This window comes from Bacillus sp. SD088 (assembly GCF_017355205.1).
Taxonomy (GTDB): domain Bacteria; phylum Bacillota; class Bacilli; order Bacillales; family Bacillaceae_C; genus Lederbergia.
In genome coordinates this window covers 146,979-164,248 of the sequence record NZ_JADIJK010000009.1, presented here as the reverse complement: position 1 = coordinate 164,248, position 17,270 = coordinate 146,979, and the positions used below count along the sequence as shown (strand labels likewise).

The 17,270-nt window shown below is 37.7% G+C and carries 15 protein-coding genes and 1 pseudogene; 14 read left to right on the top strand and 2 right to left on the bottom strand.

Going from position 1 to position 17,270, the window contains the following annotated elements; translation table 11 throughout:
* Positions 1–17: 17 nt before the first annotated feature.
* From IPU53_RS10120 to IPU53_RS10100, 5 genes are all read left to right on the top strand, one after another.
* Complete coding sequence (locus IPU53_RS10120; protein WP_207450384.1) at positions 18–902, top strand: carbohydrate ABC transporter permease; 885 nt, start codon at positions 18–20, stop codon at positions 900–902.
* A 47-nt stretch (positions 903–949) separates the two neighbouring features.
* Complete coding sequence (locus tag IPU53_RS10115; RefSeq protein ID WP_207450382.1) at positions 950–2,617, top strand: ABC transporter substrate-binding protein; 1,668 nt, start codon at positions 950–952, stop codon at positions 2,615–2,617.
* Positions 2,618–2,758: 141 nt separating this feature from the next.
* Positions 2,759–5,074, top strand: coding sequence for an alpha-xylosidase (yicI, locus tag IPU53_RS10110; protein WP_207450381.1), 2,316 nt, complete (start codon positions 2,759–2,761; stop codon positions 5,072–5,074).
* 182 nt (positions 5,075–5,256) lie between these two features.
* Positions 5,257–5,625 (top strand): cytochrome-c oxidase, encoded by a 369-nt coding sequence (locus tag IPU53_RS10105; protein ID WP_207450377.1) that lies wholly within the window; start codon positions 5,257–5,259, stop codon positions 5,623–5,625.
* 106 nt (positions 5,626–5,731) lie between these two features.
* Positions 5,732–6,064: a L,D-transpeptidase gene (locus IPU53_RS10100; protein ID WP_207450375.1), complete on the top strand. Its 333-nt coding sequence runs from the start codon at positions 5,732–5,734 to the stop codon at positions 6,062–6,064.
* A 68-nt stretch (positions 6,065–6,132) separates the two neighbouring features.
* Here the strand turns inward: IPU53_RS10100 and IPU53_RS10095 are convergent, their stop codons facing one another.
* On the bottom strand, positions 6,133–6,720 hold the full coding sequence (locus tag IPU53_RS10095) for a hypothetical protein (protein ID WP_207450373.1): 588 nt from the start codon (positions 6,718–6,720) through the stop codon (positions 6,133–6,135).
* Between the two features lie 174 nt (positions 6,721–6,894).
* On the opposite strand from IPU53_RS10095, the pseudogene msrA reads away from it, so the two are divergent.
* The 4 genes and pseudogenes from msrA to IPU53_RS10080 all read left to right on the top strand — a co-directional run.
* A pseudogene (msrA, locus tag IPU53_RS25620) lies at positions 6,895–7,416 on the top strand (peptide-methionine (S)-S-oxide reductase MsrA); the annotation flags it as partial.
* Positions 7,402–7,851 carry a peptide-methionine (R)-S-oxide reductase MsrB gene (gene msrB / locus IPU53_RS25615; protein WP_396019941.1) on the top strand — a complete coding sequence of 150 codons (450 nt, stop codon included), beginning with the start codon at positions 7,402–7,404 and terminating at the stop codon, positions 7,849–7,851. The pseudogene msrA and the gene msrB, both read left to right, overlap by 15 nt.
* A 313-nt stretch (positions 7,852–8,164) precedes the next feature.
* A complete protein-coding gene (locus IPU53_RS10085; protein WP_207450369.1) occupies positions 8,165–9,172 on the top strand; it encodes a dienelactone hydrolase family protein in 1,008 nt (335 codons plus the stop codon).
* A 6-nt stretch (positions 9,173–9,178) separates the two neighbouring features.
* The gene (locus IPU53_RS10080) at positions 9,179–10,471 is read left to right on the top strand and encodes a Gfo/Idh/MocA family protein (protein WP_207450367.1); all 1,293 of its coding nucleotides are present in this window, start codon (positions 9,179–9,181) and stop codon (positions 10,469–10,471) included.
* Between the two features lie 296 nt (positions 10,472–10,767).
* On the opposite strand, the gene IPU53_RS10075 is transcribed toward IPU53_RS10080, so the two are convergent.
* Positions 10,768–12,108, bottom strand: coding sequence for an ABC transporter substrate-binding protein (locus IPU53_RS10075; protein ID WP_207450365.1), 1,341 nt, complete (start codon positions 12,106–12,108; stop codon positions 10,768–10,770).
* Between the two features lie 159 nt (positions 12,109–12,267).
* On the opposite strand from IPU53_RS10075, the gene IPU53_RS10070 reads away from it, so the two are divergent.
* The 5 genes from IPU53_RS10070 to IPU53_RS10055 all read left to right on the top strand — a co-directional run bounded on the left by IPU53_RS10070 (position 12,268) and on the right by IPU53_RS10055 (position 17,270).
* The gene (locus IPU53_RS10070; protein ID WP_207450363.1) at positions 12,268–13,125 is read left to right on the top strand and encodes a helix-turn-helix transcriptional regulator; all 858 of its coding nucleotides are present in this window, start codon (positions 12,268–12,270) and stop codon (positions 13,123–13,125) included.
* A gap of 336 nt (positions 13,126–13,461) precedes the next feature.
* A complete protein-coding gene (locus IPU53_RS10065; protein ID WP_207450361.1) occupies positions 13,462–14,799 on the top strand; it encodes a glycoside hydrolase family 28 protein in 1,338 nt (445 codons plus the stop codon).
* Between the two features lie 15 nt (positions 14,800–14,814).
* The gene (locus IPU53_RS25275) at positions 14,815–14,946 is read left to right on the top strand and encodes a hypothetical protein (RefSeq protein WP_278253266.1); all 132 of its coding nucleotides are present in this window, start codon (positions 14,815–14,817) and stop codon (positions 14,944–14,946) included.
* Positions 14,947–14,969: 23 nt separating this feature from the next.
* Positions 14,970–15,674: a pectinesterase family protein gene (locus IPU53_RS10060; protein ID WP_207450359.1), complete on the top strand. Its 705-nt coding sequence runs from the start codon at positions 14,970–14,972 to the stop codon at positions 15,672–15,674.
* Positions 15,675–15,701: 27 nt separating this feature from the next.
* Positions 15,702–17,270 (top strand): glycoside hydrolase family 43 protein, encoded by a 1,569-nt coding sequence (locus IPU53_RS10055; RefSeq protein WP_207450357.1) that lies wholly within the window; start codon positions 15,702–15,704, stop codon positions 17,268–17,270.

Genomic DNA, 17,270 nt, shown 5'->3' with positions numbered 1-17,270 from the left:
ATAAGGAGGAAACAAAAATGAAACGCTTTAAGAAAATCACGCTTTTTGATTTCATTCTAACGATCTGCATGATTATAGTCATTATTATTACGCTATACCCCTTCCTTAATATATTGGCTATTTCCTTGAATAATGCTGTCGACACAGCTAAAGGGGGAATTTATATTTGGCCAAGAGACTTTACATTTGCAAACTATACAGAAGTTTTCGGTAGTAACGATCGTCTTTTACAAGCTTTTATCATGTCCGTGACAAGAACTGTCGTAGGAACTTTAACCGGAATTATTGCCAGTACAATGCTTGCCTATACATTAAGTCGGAAAGATTTTGTTTTCAATAAGCCGGTTGCAATTTTACTTGTGCTGACAATGTTTGTAAGCGGTGGATTGATTCCAGATTATATGTTGATACGGAATTTGGGTCTTGTCAATGATTTTATGGTGTATATTTTGCCGATGTTAATTAGTGCTTTTAATGTAATTATTATCCGCTCTTTTATGGATAATCTACCTAAGGCATTGGAAGAATCAGCGAAAATGGATGGAGCGAATGATTTTACAATTTTTAGCCGCATTATCTTACCATTATCATTGCCTGTGATTGCGACCATTTCTTTATTTTTAGCTGTTGGACAATGGAATAGTTGGTTTGACACTTATTTGTATGCAAGATCAAATGAAAACTTAACAACTTTACAATATGAATTAATGAAAATATTGGATAATGCTAGTTCATCTGGCGGTGATATCAATTCACAAAATGCTCAATTTGTCTCTAAACAAACTAATCCACAGTCTTTAAAAATGGCCATTACAATCATTGCTACTGTTCCGATCTTGATGGTCTATCCTTTCTTACAAAAATATTTTGTCACAGGATTAACTTTGGGAGCTGTTAAATAAGGTATCAATTTTTTGATATAAACATAACAAATGAGGGGGATTAAAAAATGTTTAAACGTAAATGGCCTTTGTGGTCAACCATGTTGGTTTTATTTGTAGGTATTGCTCTTGCAGGATGTAGCGGTGATACAGATAAGTCATCAGGAGACTCAAAATCTGATGAACCTATTACATTAACATTCTTTAATGCGGACCTGAATAGCGATGTATCATTTGATGATCCAGTTGCTAAGGAAATTACAAAGAGAACAGGGATCAAACTGGACATCCAACATCCAGTTGGTGGGGATGAGCAGGCCATTCCATTAATGATTGCCAGTGGTGAATACCCAGATATGATTTTTGCCAAAGGGGATATCGGAAAATTAATCGAAGCTGGTGGTGTTATAAAGCTTGACGACTTAATTGAAGAAAAAGGCGATAATTTGAAAAAAATGTATGGAGATCAATTTGATCGCTTAAGAAATTCCCTTGATGATCCAAGTATTTATCAAGTAGGAACCTATGGTGTAGAAAATGCCTTTTGGGAGACAAGTGGAACAACGTCTATACAATTGGATGTTCTACGCGAATTAGGCTATCCGGAAATTAGAACGCTTGAAGACTACGAAGATGCATTAACAGAGTATATTGCAAAACATCCTGAAATCGATGGACAAAAGACAATCGGACTTTCCTTATTAGGTAGTGATTGGCGCTGGCTCATTACGGTTGGAAATCCAGCCGGATTCTCCCTTGGTATACCGGATGACGGCCAGTGGGCAATTGATGATGAAACCGGTGAAGCAACATACAAATTTATGATACCTGAGATTAAAGATTATTTTAAATGGTTAAATCACATGAATGATATTGGGTTACTCGACCCTGAATCTTTCACACAAACAGAGGATACGTATATTGCTAAATTGTCTTCTGGTCGAGTATTAGGAATTGCAGACCAAGATTGGAATTATCAAGATGCCGATAAAGCATTGAAAGCAGATGGAAAAGAGTGGAAAACGTATGCTCCACTACCCGTTACGTTGAATGAAAATTATAAGTCGCAAGGATTAAAGGACTACGGTTTTGCTGGAGGGTGGGGTATCTCGATTAGTTCCACTTCAGAACATCAAGAAGAAGCATTTGAATTCCTTGATTGGATGGCCTCTGAAGAAGCACAAATCCTTGTGAATTGGGGAATTGAAGGTGAGAATTATGATGTAGTTGATGGTAAAAGAGTACTGCAGGACGATGACAGAGAACAAAGAAAAACAGATGCAAAATATGCGGAAAAAACAGGGGTAGGTCAATATATCTATCCATTCCCACAATGGGGAAATGGCGCTGTTGATTCAAACGGTAATTCAATCACACCAGATACACAAGATGATATCATCGCCACATATACAGATGCGGAAAATGAAGTGCTAAGTGAATATGGAATGGAGAGTTGGATTGATTGGTTCCCTTCCACAGAGGAACTAGGAATCTCCAATCACGGTGCAGCTGCAAACTATACGATTCCAAATAATAGTGATTTACAAATCATTCAACAAAAAGCGGATGATTATACAGAACAAAAAATAACTCAAGCAATTCTTGGTAAACCTGCTGATTTCGATAAAGCTTGGGATGAAATCCAAGATAAGCTTATTGAAATGGATATTGAAAAGGCAAATGCAGAAATGACCAAAATTACCCAAGATACAATGAAATTATGGGGAACAAAATAATCGAATGATCAATTGCGCTGTCCTGATGAAGGGTTTGACAATTCAATGAATAACGAGTGATAAAGTCAGACTTGGAAGGGACAGTCCCCTCATGTATATCTGTATTAAATTATTGTGAAATTGAAAAGGGGTTCGAGTAAGATGAAATTTACAGACGGAAATTGGATGGTACGTGAAGGATATAGTATACACCATCCACATGGTGTACATGATTATGAAGTAAATAAAGATAGTGTCACGTTTTATACACCTTGTAAAGATATTAAGCATAGGGGGGACACATTAGATGGACCTTTATTAACGGTTAAACTATCCTCACCAATAGAAAATGTGATCCGCGTGCAAACTTGGCATTATAAAGGTGGACAAAATAATGGACCATATTTTAATCTTGCAGAAGAGAAAAATACACCAATAATTACAGAAACAGATGAGGCTATATCATTTACGAGTGGTGATTTGAAACTAGTGGTTAATCAAAATCATTTTGGTTTTGATTTCTATCAGGGAAATCGAAAGGTAAATCAAGGTAATGCAAAAGGACTTGCCTGGATTAAAGGACCAGAAGAAACAACTTATATGCGTGGTCAGCTAAACCTAAATGTTGGGGAACAAATTTATGGTTTAGGCGAGAGATTTACTCCTTTCGTTAAAAATGGGCAAGCGGTCGATATTTGGAATAAGGATGGTGGGACAAGCTCTGAACAATCCTATAAAAATATTCCTTTTTATTTAAGTAGTGAAGGGTATGGTGTTTTTGTTAATCATCCCGAACAAGTAAGCTTTGAAATTGGTTCAGAATTAGTATCTAAAACTCAATTCAGTGTACCAGGCGAATATTTAGATTATTATATTATTAATGGTCCAACACCGAAAGAAGTCATTGGGCGCTATACAGATTTAACTGGAAAACCAGCTTTGCCTCCAGCCTGGTCTTTCGGTCTATGGTTAACCACTTCTTTCACAACGGATTATAATGAAGAAACAGTCAATCATTTTATTGATGGAATGGAAGATCGAGGTATTCCTTTAAGCGTATTTCATTTTGATTGCTTCTGGATGAAGGAATTTGAATGGTGTAATTTTGAGTGGGATCGTGATAATTTCCCCGATCCTCAAGGCATGTTGAATCGTCTAAAAGATAAAGGATTAAAGATCTGTGTATGGATTAACCCCTATATTGCGCAAAAGTCCAAGCTATTTGATGAGGCAACGGAAAAGGGATATTTAATTAAAAAAGTGAATGGCGATGTATGGCAATGGGATTTATGGCAAGCGGGAATGGGAATTGTTGATTTTACCAATCCAGCCGCTTGTAAATGGTATACAGATCACTTGAAACGATTAGTTGATATGGGGGTTGATTCCTTTAAAACAGATTTCGGTGAGCGAATTCCGACAGATGTTGTTTATCATGATGGTTCTGATCCATATAAAATGCATAACTACTATGCTTATAAATTTAATGAGGTTGTTTTTGACTTTCTTAAAGAAGAAAAAGGAGAAAATCAAGCCGTACTGTTTGCTCGTTCTTCTACGGCAGGTGGTCAAAAGTTCCCTGTCCACTGGGGTGGAGATTGTGACTCTACTTATGAAGCCATGGCCGAAAGTTTACGAGGGGGATTATCTCTTACATTAAGCGGTTTTGGTTATTGGAGCCATGATATCGGTGGATTTGAAAGCACAGCGACTCCCGATGTCTTTAAGCGTTGGACAGCTTTTGGGCTTCTTTCAAGTCATAGTCGTTTTCACGGTAGCACCTCTTATCGCGTTCCATGGCTCTTTGATGAGGAAGCAGTGGATGTGACTCGCCATTTTACGAAGCTAAAGAATCGCTTAATGCCTTATTTATTTAATGCAGCGATTGAGAATCGGAATACAGGGATACCAGTGATGCGTGCTATGGTACTTGAATTCCCAGAGGATCCAACTTGTCATTTACTGGATCGTCAATATATGCTTGGAGATTCGCTTCTTGTTGCACCAATTTTTAATGCGGAAGGACTAGGCACATACTATTTACCAAAAGGAACATGGAGCCATCTCCTAACAGGGGAAGTCGTAGAAGGAGGAACATGGAGAAAAGAAACATATGACTACATGAGTCTTCCCTTATTTGTAAAAGAGAATACAGTTATTCCAATGGGCGAAAGAGAAACAAGCCCTGAGTATGATTATGCTGATAATATGACATTCTACGTGTATGCATTAGAAGATGGAAAAGAGGTTTCCACAATCGTTCATAATATGGATGGTGAAGAGGTCGGACAAATTACTTTCATGCGCAACGACAAAACGATAGAAATTCAAGCAAATATGAAGCAAAAACTATACCATGTTTGTTTTGTTGGACAAAACGAAATCTCATTTACCTCTTCAGGTGAATGGAAAAAGGAATTAATGGGCTCGGTAGTTTCTCCAGCCCCATCTGCTACGAGCTTTAAAATCCAATTCTAATATAGTGTCAAGCAGAGGCTATAGGCATCCAATGACTAAAAGACGTCGATTGGATGCCTTTATTTAATGAACTTTTATTTTCCAGCCTTGCATGTGTATATTGCTCCAGCCTTAAGAAAAAGAAGCATGTCATCCAACCATTCATCATAGATTGTTAAGGAATGGTAATAGGAGGTTGGTTCATGGGAGTAAAATTGATAAAAATCGCAGTCATTTATTTTTTAATTGGTCTTTTGTTTGGATTATATATGTCTGCTACACATGTTTTTAAATTGGCCACTGTTCATGTTCATGTAAATTTGCTTGGTTGGATGTCTCTTGGGATAATCGGTTTAATTTACGTTCATTTTCCAAAACTTGAAAAGACTGTAGCGGCAAAGATTCATTTTTGGCTCCATAATATTGGATTACCAATCATGATGATTGGTATCGCCTGTGCCATATTAGGTATAAGCCCGATTTTTTTCCCCATTGCGACCATAGGCGGGGCCCTCACCGTTTTAGGTGTATTCTTTTTCGGATATAATATTTTATGGAATTTACGCACTTAAGCATCTTACCTTCCTTTTGGAAGAGAGGATGCTTTTCCTTTTTGACTATAGGGACCATCTTTCATTCTATTCATACAATATCGCAAAACACCTAGGAGATGATGACATGGCATTATGGATTGATGTGTCGATTCCAAAGCATCAGCTCAAGCTATTTGATGGTTCTAAGCTGATCAAAACCTATCCTGTTGCTATTGGAAAAATCGTCACACCTACTCCTCACGGTTCTTATAAGATCATCAATAAACAACTTAACCCTGGTGGACCATTTGGTGTTCTGTGGATGGGATTATCCAAGCCGCATTATGGTATTCATGGAACGAATAATCCTTCTTCAATTGGTAAAAATGTCTCCCACGGCTGTATTAGAATGTATAATCATGATGTATTAGATCTATCAAACCGAGTTTCGGTGGGAACGCCGGTCGTAATTCATTAATAATCGTCACCTGCCACAGTGTTAAAAAGTAATCCCCTTCACTCACTTATCGTGAATGAGGGGGATCATTAGTTGTTTTTAAGCTCATTGCCTTTAGCTTTTTTTTGTAAATAAAGAAAAAGACTCGTAATTGCCTTCGAAAACAGGAAGACAATTATATAGATTAGAAAGATTTTAAAAAAGTTCATGTTAGGACCAAGCTTAGTAAGATGGATACTGGCGGCAATTGGTTCAACAATAAAGGCAAAAATAACAGCTAAAAGCAGGGTATAAAAGTAATAATTTTTTTGATGATTCAATGTCCATTGATACACAAGCATAGCACAAATAGGGATCAGAGAAACTTCAAATGAAAAAGATGGGAAGAAAGGAATTGCGTAATATGGGTAATTTTTCAAGCCAAGGTACATAAAAGCTGTATCGGCATAACCAAACCAAGTCGTAACATTAAATCCATAAAAACCTATAAGAAATATTTTCTTACGATCAATGGTAAAATACAAGAAAATTAATGGGAGAATCAGTGTGGCAATAATTACCCAAAATTGCCATGAGTCAATATAAGAATATTTTTTCCAATATTCCGTCCCAACACGAATCAAATCTTGGTCGATTTCTACAAGTTTCTTTAAAAGTTCTGTTTGTTTTGAGGTCATTGTTTTGTACTCCAAAATTTTAATTATGTGTTATCTAGAGTACCCACTATTTGAATGAATATTCTCTATAGCGATTGATGGATTTTTAGAGATTGGGACGATACAATAGAGAAAAGTCCAGATAGTGTAATATGCTTGAAAATGGTTAAAATGTATAAGAAGGAGTGATAAGAGATGGCTGAAGCTTATGAATTCGCAACCTTTGCAGGAGGATGCTTCTGGTGTATGGTTTCCCCTTTTGATGAACAACCTGGAATAAAAGAGGTAATCTCTGGTTATACCGGTGGACATACGGAAAATCCGACTTATGAGGAGGTGTGTTCTGATACGACAGGGCATGTAGAAGCTATTCAAATCACATTCGATCCAAGTGTTTTCCCTTATAAAAAATTATTAGAATTATTTTGGCAACAGATCGATCCAACCGATCCTGGTGGGCAATTTGGTGATCGAGGAAGTTCCTATAAGACAGCGATATTTTATCATAATGAAGAGCAAAAAGAACAAGCGGAAGCCTCCAAACGTGCGCTCGCAGAAAGTGGTCGCTTTCAAAAGCCAATCGTCACCGAAATACTGCCAGCAGCTCCTTTCTACAAAGCAGAGGAAAGTCATCAAGATTATTATAAAAAAAATGCATTCCACTATAATGCTTATAAAGAGGGATCAGGACGAGCGCAATTTATTCGTGAAAATTGGAAAAAGCAAAAGACGGTTGAAGAACTTAAAAAAGAACTAACTCCACTACAATATGAAGTGACGAAACAGAATGGCACAGAGCCACCGTTTCAAAATGAGTACTGGGATAATACAGAGGAAGGAATCTATGTGGACATCGTATCTGGTGAACCATTGTTTAGTTCGAAGGATCAATATGATGCTGGGTGTGGTTGGCCAAGCTTTACAAAACCGATTCAACGTTCGGAATTAAAGGAAAACCTAGACACATCATTTGGCATGCGCCGAATTGAAGTTCGTTCGAAAACAGCTGATTCCCATCTTGGTCATGTTTTTGATGACGGACCTGGTCCAGATCATGCCCGATATTGCATTAATTCTGCTGCGCTTCGTTTTGTTCCGAAAGATAAATTAAAGGATGAAGGGTATGAGGAATTTTTAAGTTTATTTCGTTAATTCTCACCATTAACCCAATAAGCTATGAACAGAGGCTGGGACATAATTAAAACGTTAAGCTCCAAGAACGAACGATACATTATTAGCGAAGTATATTTCCGGAGCGGGGGATATGAACTTAGTAGTTCGGTTTTGAAAACACTTTTGTCTCAGCCTCTTACATAAGAGAAAAACATATCAAAAAGTAGAAAAAGGACTTGTTCTTTTGAGCAATTTACTATAACATCTAAATAACAACGTTGTTATAAACTGAAATAGAAAGCGTTATCACCATCGAGCTCGGCAGAGAAAACACTTGAAAGGAAGGAATTCTATGTGGTCTGCTGATTTATATTTGGACCGGTTATATAAAGAAACAGTGGCAGTTCAAACAGAAGAATATGATAAACGATGGAAACAGACGTTAAAGGAAAAGGTTGCAAGGGCACTAGGTGATTTTTCTAGCAAAGCAGAAGTACAAACAGTGACGGAATTGGAAAAGGCAGATATGGGGGAGTATACACGCTATCGAATTGAATTGGCAACTATGCCATCATTGAAAATGCCGATCTATCTACTAATACCGAAACATCATACTTTGCCATTGCCTACAGTACTTGCAATTCATGGCCATGGATACGGTCATAAAGAATTGGTTGGTCTAAACCCTGATGGCTCAGCTAGAGCGAAGTCCACCTATCATGAGGATTTTGCTGTTGATTTGGTCGAAAAAGGAATTGCCGTTGTTGCCCCGGAATTAATTGGATTCGGTGACAGGAAACTACAAGAAGATCAGGGAAAAGGAAAGCCTAGTGACAATTCTTGCTATCGTTTGGCGAGTCAACTCCTTTTATATGGAAAAACACTAGCGGGATTACGAGTTCACGAGTGTATAAAAGTAATAGACTATCTGGAAACACAAAAGGAATTTGATTCAAGCAATATTGGCTGTATGGGGATATCGGGTGGCGGCCTTGTCACTGCTTTTACCTCGATTTTAGATGAAAGAATAAAGGCCACAGTCATCAGTGGTTATACGAATACGTTTGCAGGAAGCATTATCGATAGAAGGCATTGTTTAGACAATTATATCCCCAATATTTTACAGATAGCTGAAATGCCAGAGCTAATCGGATTAATTGCACCAAGAGCGCTTTTTATCGAAGCAGGGAAAGAGGATCCCCTATTTCCTTTGGAACATGTCCAAACTGCTTTAACACAGCTCGAAAAAATGTATCGGGCGTTTGATGTTGAGCAATTATTAGCCTCCCATCTTTTTAATGGTGGGCATGAAATTAGTGGAGAGCGTTCTTATGATTGGTTAGTTGATCAACTGAAATAAGAGGAGATGAATAAATTGAAGAAAAAATATGTCTTAATTGGAACTGGCGGCAGGGCGGAATTCTTCTATGGCGCATTAGCAAGAGATTATAGGGATACTTGTGAACTATTAGCTTTTTGCGATATTAATCAAATAAGAATGGACTATGCGAATCGTTTGCTAGAGGAGAAATACGATCATCCAAAAATCAAGACATATCGATCTAGTGAATTTGCTAGGATGATTGAAAATGAAAAACCCGATTATGTTATCGTCACGACGGTTGACCGAACGCATCATACTTATATTATTCGTGCTTTAGAGCTGGGTTGTGATGTGATTACAGAAAAACCAATGACCGTCGATGTTGAAAAAACCAAAGCAATTTTGGATGCAATTGACCGAACCGGGAAAAATGTGCGGGTTACATTTAATTATCGCTATGCCCCTCACAATACAAAAGTGAGAGAACTTATTCGAGATGGAGTGATCGGAGACGTTCATTCAGTTCATTTTGAATGGGCATTAAATACACAACATGGGGCTGATTATTTCCGCAGATGGCATCGTAATAAACGCAATAGTGGCGGTCTGCTTGTTCATAAATCTACCCATCATTTTGATTTAGTTAATTTTTGGCTGAATTCTTCCCCAGAAACCGTATATGCTTCTGGTGGTTTACGGTATTATGGAAGAGAAAATGCCGAAGCACGCGGTGTGACGAACTTTTATCAACGTGCTCACGGGAATGAATATGCCAAAGACGATCCATTTGCGATTGATTTAGAAGCTAATCTTCATTTAAAGGCGATGTATTTAGATGCAGAAAAAGAAGATGGGTACCAACGAGATCAAAGCGTTTTTGGTGACGGTATTGATATAGAAGATACATTAGGCGTTCTTGTCACCTATAAAAATAAAGCAATTCTTACTTATTCACTCAATGCCTATTTACCATGGGAAGGATTTATTATCACATTTAATGGAAGTAAAGGTAGATTAGAAGTAGTTGTCAGGGAACAATCTTATATTAATTCAGGTGGAAGTAAAGAAGATGAAGGGAAGTTAAAAGAGAAGACCATTCGAGTTTTGCCGATGTTTGGCAAGCCGTATGAGGTAGAGATTCAGGAAGGAAAAGGTGGCCATGGTGGAGGGGATGTGGTCTTGCTGCAGGATCTATTTGGTGTGCCAACAGTGGATGAGTTTAATAGGGCTGCCTCCCATATTGATGGAGCAAGATCGATCATGACTGGAATCGCCGGCAACATCTCATTGAAGACCGGGCAAGCTGTAAAGATAGACGATTTGATTAAGCTTTAAATAACTAAAGATATACCTTTTATACTGAATTAGCTGGCAGTAAGCCCATCGCTTCAAGAATTCTACATGGGTATGAAGCTTGTACAAATAATACAATCGAATCTCTATATTTTTTCCACATCAAAAGACAGTGAAATGTAATGCACCCCAAAAGTTAAGTGTCACCCTAACTTTGAGGTGCATTTTTATTGCACAGTATTGTTAACATGTAAAAAGAGTATTAGGGGGGAAACTAAGCTATATACAATTGGCAAGAAGCACGGAATGACCAACAATGCACCCTTTAAAATTTGAATTTATTCTTTTCCAGACATTTCTGCGATTACATTTCGGGTTTCTTCATCCATCTTTCTTATAACAGTGTTGAGATCTTCGCCCTCAAGAAGTCGCTGATACGCATTGATCATGACAGATGCACTCTCGTACGGCGATCTCTTGGGTATTGGAGCACTATCTAATTTAAATAATGCGCCTACATTTTTTTCAGCCATAATATCTGCATGTTCTAATGCTGTACCAAATTCTTTATACACATCCTTATCGAGTAAAGGAGTTCCCCCACCTGTGCTTACGGACCATTTTTGATAGTCTTCAGACATTAGGTAGGCAAGAACCTCAAAGGCTGCATCCGGCTTCTTACTTTGACTTGTTACGAACATAGTATTTAATAGTTCATTAGGAGCGTAATCCGGATAATCCCCACCCCAAACAGGGTATGTGACCCAATCAAAATTTAGACCCGCTTCATATTCACGCCAAGTAAGACCATTAGCTTGATCACGGAATGGGAATAAAGCATAATCAAATGCCGTATCAGCACCTTCCGCATTATGCAGAAATGCCGCCAATTCCTCCGTTGACTCCATTTCAGGAAGATTTCCAGGAATGCTTATAATGGCTTGGATGCGCTCAAGGAAAAATCGTAACTCTTTATTATCTAAGATTGACGGTGCATTTGTTTCTGGATCAACTAGGGTGGTACTCACTTGTTGGAGGCCAAGCTTCCCGGGGAAAATGCCATAATATCTTTTACCATCTTTTTCACCTGTTAATTGTTTACCAAGTTCAATGACCTCATCCCAAGTCATATTATCTGTTGGATAAGGGACACCAAAGGCATCAAAAATATCTTTATTATAGGTCATCACATATCCTTGTTTAAAAACCGGAAGGGCATCAAGTTCACCAATGGGAGAATTAGCTTTTAGAGATTCGATTATTCCTTGATCATATTTACTAAGATCAAGCCCATGTTTTTCGATTAAAGGCATTTGATCTCGAAGTAAATCGAGTTCTTGGAACATGGTAAAATTAGTCCCCATGGCAATGTCCGGTATAAGTCCCTTAGCAAAGCTCTCTTCAATTTCCTCTTTCCCATTTGCTTGAATATACGTTAGCTTTATATGTGGTAAAGCCTTTTTGATATGTTGATTAAAAATCTCTTCAAATTCTTTCTCACCCCAGTGAATCATTAAAGAAACCTCTACTTGCTCTGATTCACCTGTATCTTCTGTAACTGAAGTATCTTCTTCCTTGTCATTACTGGAAGTTTCCTTTCCACCAGAATCACTGCTACATCCCACGATTAAAGCCATTAGCCCAAGTATCATGAGAAGACCCAACAATCTTTGCCTCATTCATACCCACCCCTTCTGTTATTGTTTTCTAAACTAGCCTAGGATAACGCTTTCATAATAACGCACTATAATGCTATACTCTATATAGTAATTTGCTCAATTTTCGTTATTACTTTGCTTTTTTTGTCCTTGATGCAATGGGAGGGTGGTTTAGGAAAAATGGTAGATAACTTCGGTCCGAAGTATTATTTAGAGAATGAATCTTTTTCCATGCAGTTCATGTACCGAAAAGGTTATTCAGCTATGTCGACACCCCATGCTCACGCTTTTTATGAATTGTATTATTTGCGTAAGGGGGAGAGAGTCTATTTTATTAATGGCAAAGTATACACTGTAAAGAGTGGCGATATTATAGTTATTAATCCACATGATGTCCATCGAACAACGAGCTCATCTGTCCCTGAATTCGAACGAATTTTAATTAATTTCACTCATGATTTCCTTGAATCAGATATTTTGTCATCAGACCTACACCTGCTTCCTTTCCAACATGGCTCTCAGTTAATACGTTTTCCAGTAAGGGAGCAGCCGAACACCGAACAGCTCATTTTTGAGATGTTAAGGGAATGTAAGAAAAAACAGGCTGGTTACACCTTTTATGTAAAAGCACTATTAACAAAATTATTAATTCAAGTTTATCGGCAATCCTTTCAAGCGCCACCAGAAAATGAACATCCTATGCATGAGAAAATCTCTGAAATTGCCACTTATTTGCATCAACATTATCTAGAGGAATTAACATTGAAAAAGATTGCTGAACAATTTTACATAAGTCCATCTTATCTTAGCCGGACATTCAAAAAGGTAACCGGTTTTTACTTCAGTGAATATGTCCAAGCAGTTCGGATGAGAGAGGCGAGACGTCAATTGATCGAATCAGATGCAAAGGTGCTGACGATTGCTGGAAATGTAGGCTTTCATTCGATCGCACATTTTAATAAGACATTTAAAAAAATGACAGGTGTCTCACCGATACAATTCCGTAAACAAAATAAGCATCTTTCCTATGAGGAATAATAAAAATTATTTGTTAAAGAGAGATTATTAGAATTGAAGTCACAAGGCGGGAATATTTTTTGTGATGGGAGCCTAGGAAAATTCATTGTCCTACAACGAGAGTCGGAGATATGCGAGCCGTTTGCTACTAGCCAATAATTACGGTTAGTAGAACTGATGGCTCTTTATTTATGTATGCACTAAACACGATAACAAAAAAAGCAAAGAAAGGTAAAAATAGAACATAAATATGTATAGAGAATAATAAAATCATCCGCTATTATGAAGGCGTTATCTTAAAAGCTGGAATTTTATCAAAAGGCAATAGTTGTGAATAGAAGGGGAGATTTTCTAATTATGAGTATTTTTTATGATATTACAGAGTTTGGCGCAATTCCTAATAGCATAGTTATGACAGAAAAGATTCAAAAGGCAATTGATGAAGCATACACAAATGGTGGGGGAACTGTCATTGTCCCAGCAGGTGAATTTTTAACGGGGTCCTTACGTCTAAAAGATAATGTTGAGTTACATTTATTGCCTGGGGCAAGATTAAAATTCTCAGATCATCCATTTGATTATCCGGTTGTACATTCACGCTGGGAGGGGATATCCCAAAACGTACATGCCTCCTGTTTATATGCGGAAAAAGCTAAGAATATTGCTGTCACTGGATTTGGTTGTTTGGATGGAAATGGTCAAAGATGGTGGCAAAGAGAACGGAATAAAACGGATAAATCAGCTTATTTCCGTCCGAAGTTGATAAGTTTTGATTCCTGTGAGCAAATTACTATAAAAGACGTTCAAATGATTGATTCACCTAGTTGGACAGTTCATCCTGTCAGAAGTTATAACATCACAATAGATAATATATCGATTAAAAATCCAGCCGACTCCCCTAATACGGATGGCATCAATCCGGAATCTTGTAAAAATGTTCGAATCAATAATTGCAATATCGATGTTGGTGATGATTGTATCGCCATTAAAGCAGGCACAGAAGAAACAGCGGAACGCATGTCTTGTGAAAATATCACCATCTCAAATTGTATAATGGTTCATGGCCATGGAGCAGTTGTGATTGGAAGCGAGATGAGTGGCGATATTCGGAATGTTACCATCACGAATTGTATTTTCCAAGATACGGACAGAGGAATCCGCTTAAAATCTCGTCGTGGTCGGGGCGGAATCGTTGAAGATATCCGCGTGAATAATATTGTGATGGATAAGGTTATGTGCCCCTTTGTGATTAATTTGTATTATTATTGTGGCCCGCTTGGGAAAGAGAAATATGTTTGGGATAAAAATCCTTATCCCATTACAGATGAAACACCTAATTTTCGGCGAATTCATTTTGCAAATATTACAGCTAGAAATATCCAGGCTTGTGCAGGTTTTATCTATGGATTAGCAGAATTATACGCAGCGGAAATTACATTCGCAAATATTGATATTTCAATGGCTGATAATGCTGTCCCTGGGCGCCCAGCGATGATGGCCAATATAGATAAGATGACAAATCGTGGTTTTTATGTTGCTTTTGCCAAGGATATTTTATTCCAGCATATTACCATTGAGAACCACGAGGGTCCTGCATTTTATTTGGAGAATACGCATGATATTGAAGTTCTATATTGTAAATCCCGCCATACAAAGCAACAGGAAGAATTAGTGGAAGCAGTAAATAAATCATAAATAGGATGGGATGAAATGATTTTAATAGGAAGAGAATCATATTGTCATTTTTCTACTATTCAAGCTGGAATTAATTATTTGGAGCAAAAACCAGATAGTGCAAAGAAAAAAATGGTGATCTTATCAGGGAGTATAAGGAAATTGTAGAAGCTAGATTATCGAATTTTGAAATGATTGGTTTAGGTGATGTAAGGATTATTGGTGAAAAACATGCTCGGCAAATTGATGAAGATGGAAATGAAGTCGGGACATTTCGCACAGCTACAGTATTTTTAGAAGGTGAAAATATTATCGTAAGGAATTTATGTATTATCAATCAATCAGGGCAGGGGGAAAATATCGGTCAGGCCATTGCCTTATTTGCCTATTGCCACCATGCCGAATTCCATCAATGTAGATTAGAAGGACATCAGGATACATTATGTACAGGTCCACTACCGAATAATGTAAATGATGAATCAAGATATACCTACTGCAAACAACTATATAAAAATTGCTATATATCAGGGACAGTGGATTTCATATTCGGAGGGGCAGCGGCTAATTTTATCGATTGCGAAATTAGGAGTCGTTATCGACCGGGAAAGGGAGGCTTTATTACGGCGGCCTCTACACCAAAAGCTCAAACTCAAGGATATGTCTTTGAAAATTGCTATTTAACGGCCGATTCAGGTGTTGAAAACGTCTTTTTAGGTAGACCATGGAGAAATTACGCTCAAACGACCTTTAAACATTGTTATTTAGGCGAGCATATTATCCCAGAAGGCTGGAATGAATGGGACAAAGAGGAAAGTCTCGATACGATAATGTATGAAGAGATCCATTCAATAAATGGCCAAAACGATAAACGTCCCTCATGGGTATATGTGAAATAATCCAAAAACAAAGGAGTTGTTATCTTCATGCATCATACAATGATAAAAAATCCAATTTTAAGGGGATTTAATCCTGACCCATATCTTTTAAAAGTAAATGGTACTTTCTATATTGCCGTTTCCTCCTTTGAATGGTTACCTGGAATAAGAATCTATCAATCAAATGATCTGGTAAATTGGGAACATGAAACAGATATTCTTACAACACAGGTTGATTTACGGGGAAATCCTCAAGGGGGGAGCATCTGGGCGCCACAACTTAGTTATGCCGATGGATTGTTTTATTTGCTCTATACAGATGTTAAAAGTACGAAACGCCCGTTTAAAGATAGCCATAATTATTTAATTACATCTTCATCAATCCATGGTCCATGGTCTGAGCCTGTTTATATAAATAGCAGTGGTTTTGATCCTTCGCTCTTTCATGATATGGATGGGAAAAAGTGGGTCTTAAACGAGATTTGGGATTATCGCATGACAACAGGCAATAAGTCAGCGGGAATTGTCTTGCAGGAATATAATCCAGAGCAGAAGAAACTTGTCGGACCTGTGCATAAAATTTTTGATGGTACAGAACTTGCTAAAACCGAAGCACCACATATCTATCGACATGGAGAATATTATTATCTTATTACTGCTGAAGGTGGAACAGGAAAAGGGCATGCTGTAACCGTTTGCCGTTCGAAAGAAATAACAGGCCCCTATGAATTAGATCCGCAATATCCGCTGTTAACGGCAAGGGATAAGCCGGATTCTCCTTTACAATCTTCGGGACATGGAAGCATTGTGCAAACAGATGAAGGCAAATGGTATATGGCTTATCTATGTACAAGACCATTGTTAGGAAAAGCGGCAATTTTGGGAAGAGAGACGGCTATTCAAGAAGTCTATTGGACAGAGGACGGATGGTTACGATTAGTAGGAGGTGGAAATGCCCCTGCTATTGAAACAGAAATTATGACGAAACAACCAATAAAACAGAAAATAGATACGAATTTTTATGATGACTTTAATGGCCCACTGGAAAAGGAGTGGAATACACTGCGAATTTTAGCTGATGACACTTGGTGCGATTTGGAAAGCAGACCCGGTTATTTAAGAATGATTTCTGGTGAATCGATTCAATCTTTGTTTGCCCATCATATTTTAGCTATACGCCAAAAGGATTTTCATTTCAGTGCGGTAACTAAAATGGATTACCAACCTACAAACTTTAATCAAATGGCGGGTTTGATTCTTTACTTAAATGATAGTAGTTATTTTTATGCGTATATTACTAGTGATGAGGAAAAGGGGCGTGTTATTCGATTGTTACGCTCTGAGAAAAATGAATTCATTTTATCTCCAGAGAAAATCCAGGTAGAGGATGGGGAAATCGAGTTGAGGATTGAAGGAAAGGGTGCAAAAGGTCAATTTTATTATCGAATAGCTGGAGAAAGTGATAATTGGCATCCCATTGGCCCTTCGCAAAATTTATTGTTTCTATCTGGGGGTTTCACAGGTAATTTCGTTGGCATTGCAGTACATGATATGAACCAGATAGCCGGTTCATATGCCGATTTCGACTATTTTAAATATCAAGGTTTAGATAAATGA

Bases quoted from the DNA above. Each gene is read 5' to 3' on its own strand.
- IPU53_RS10120 (WP_207450384.1), top strand. From the start codon at position 18: ATGAAACGCTTTAAGAAAATCACGCTTTTTGATTTCATTCTAACGATC.
- IPU53_RS10115 (WP_207450382.1), top strand. From the start codon at position 950: ATGTTTAAACGTAAATGGCCTTTGTGGTCAACCATGTTGGTTTTATTT.
- yicI (WP_207450381.1), top strand. From the start codon at position 2,759: ATGAAATTTACAGACGGAAATTGGATGGTACGTGAAGGATATAGTATA.
- IPU53_RS10105 (WP_207450377.1), top strand. From the start codon at position 5,257: ATGGGAGTAAAATTGATAAAAATCGCAGTCATTTATTTTTTAATTGGT.
- IPU53_RS10100 (WP_207450375.1), top strand. From the start codon at position 5,732: ATGGCATTATGGATTGATGTGTCGATTCCAAAGCATCAGCTCAAGCTA.
- IPU53_RS10095 (WP_207450373.1), bottom strand. From the start codon at position 6,720: ATGACCTCAAAACAAACAGAACTTTTAAAGAAACTTGTAGAAATCGAC.
- IPU53_RS10085 (WP_207450369.1), top strand. From the start codon at position 8,165: ATGTGGTCTGCTGATTTATATTTGGACCGGTTATATAAAGAAACAGTG.
- IPU53_RS10080 (WP_207450367.1), top strand. From the start codon at position 9,179: ATGAATAAATTGAAGAAAAAATATGTCTTAATTGGAACTGGCGGCAGG.
- IPU53_RS10075 (WP_207450365.1), bottom strand. From the start codon at position 12,108: ATGAGGCAAAGATTGTTGGGTCTTCTCATGATACTTGGGCTAATGGCT.
- IPU53_RS10070 (WP_207450363.1), top strand. From the start codon at position 12,268: ATGGTAGATAACTTCGGTCCGAAGTATTATTTAGAGAATGAATCTTTT.
- IPU53_RS10065 (WP_207450361.1), top strand. From the start codon at position 13,462: ATGAGTATTTTTTATGATATTACAGAGTTTGGCGCAATTCCTAATAGC.
- IPU53_RS25275 (WP_278253266.1), top strand. From the start codon at position 14,815: ATGATTTTAATAGGAAGAGAATCATATTGTCATTTTTCTACTATTCAA.
- IPU53_RS10060 (WP_207450359.1), top strand. From the start codon at position 14,970: ATGATTGGTTTAGGTGATGTAAGGATTATTGGTGAAAAACATGCTCGG.
- IPU53_RS10055 (WP_207450357.1), top strand. From the start codon at position 15,702: ATGCATCATACAATGATAAAAAATCCAATTTTAAGGGGATTTAATCCT.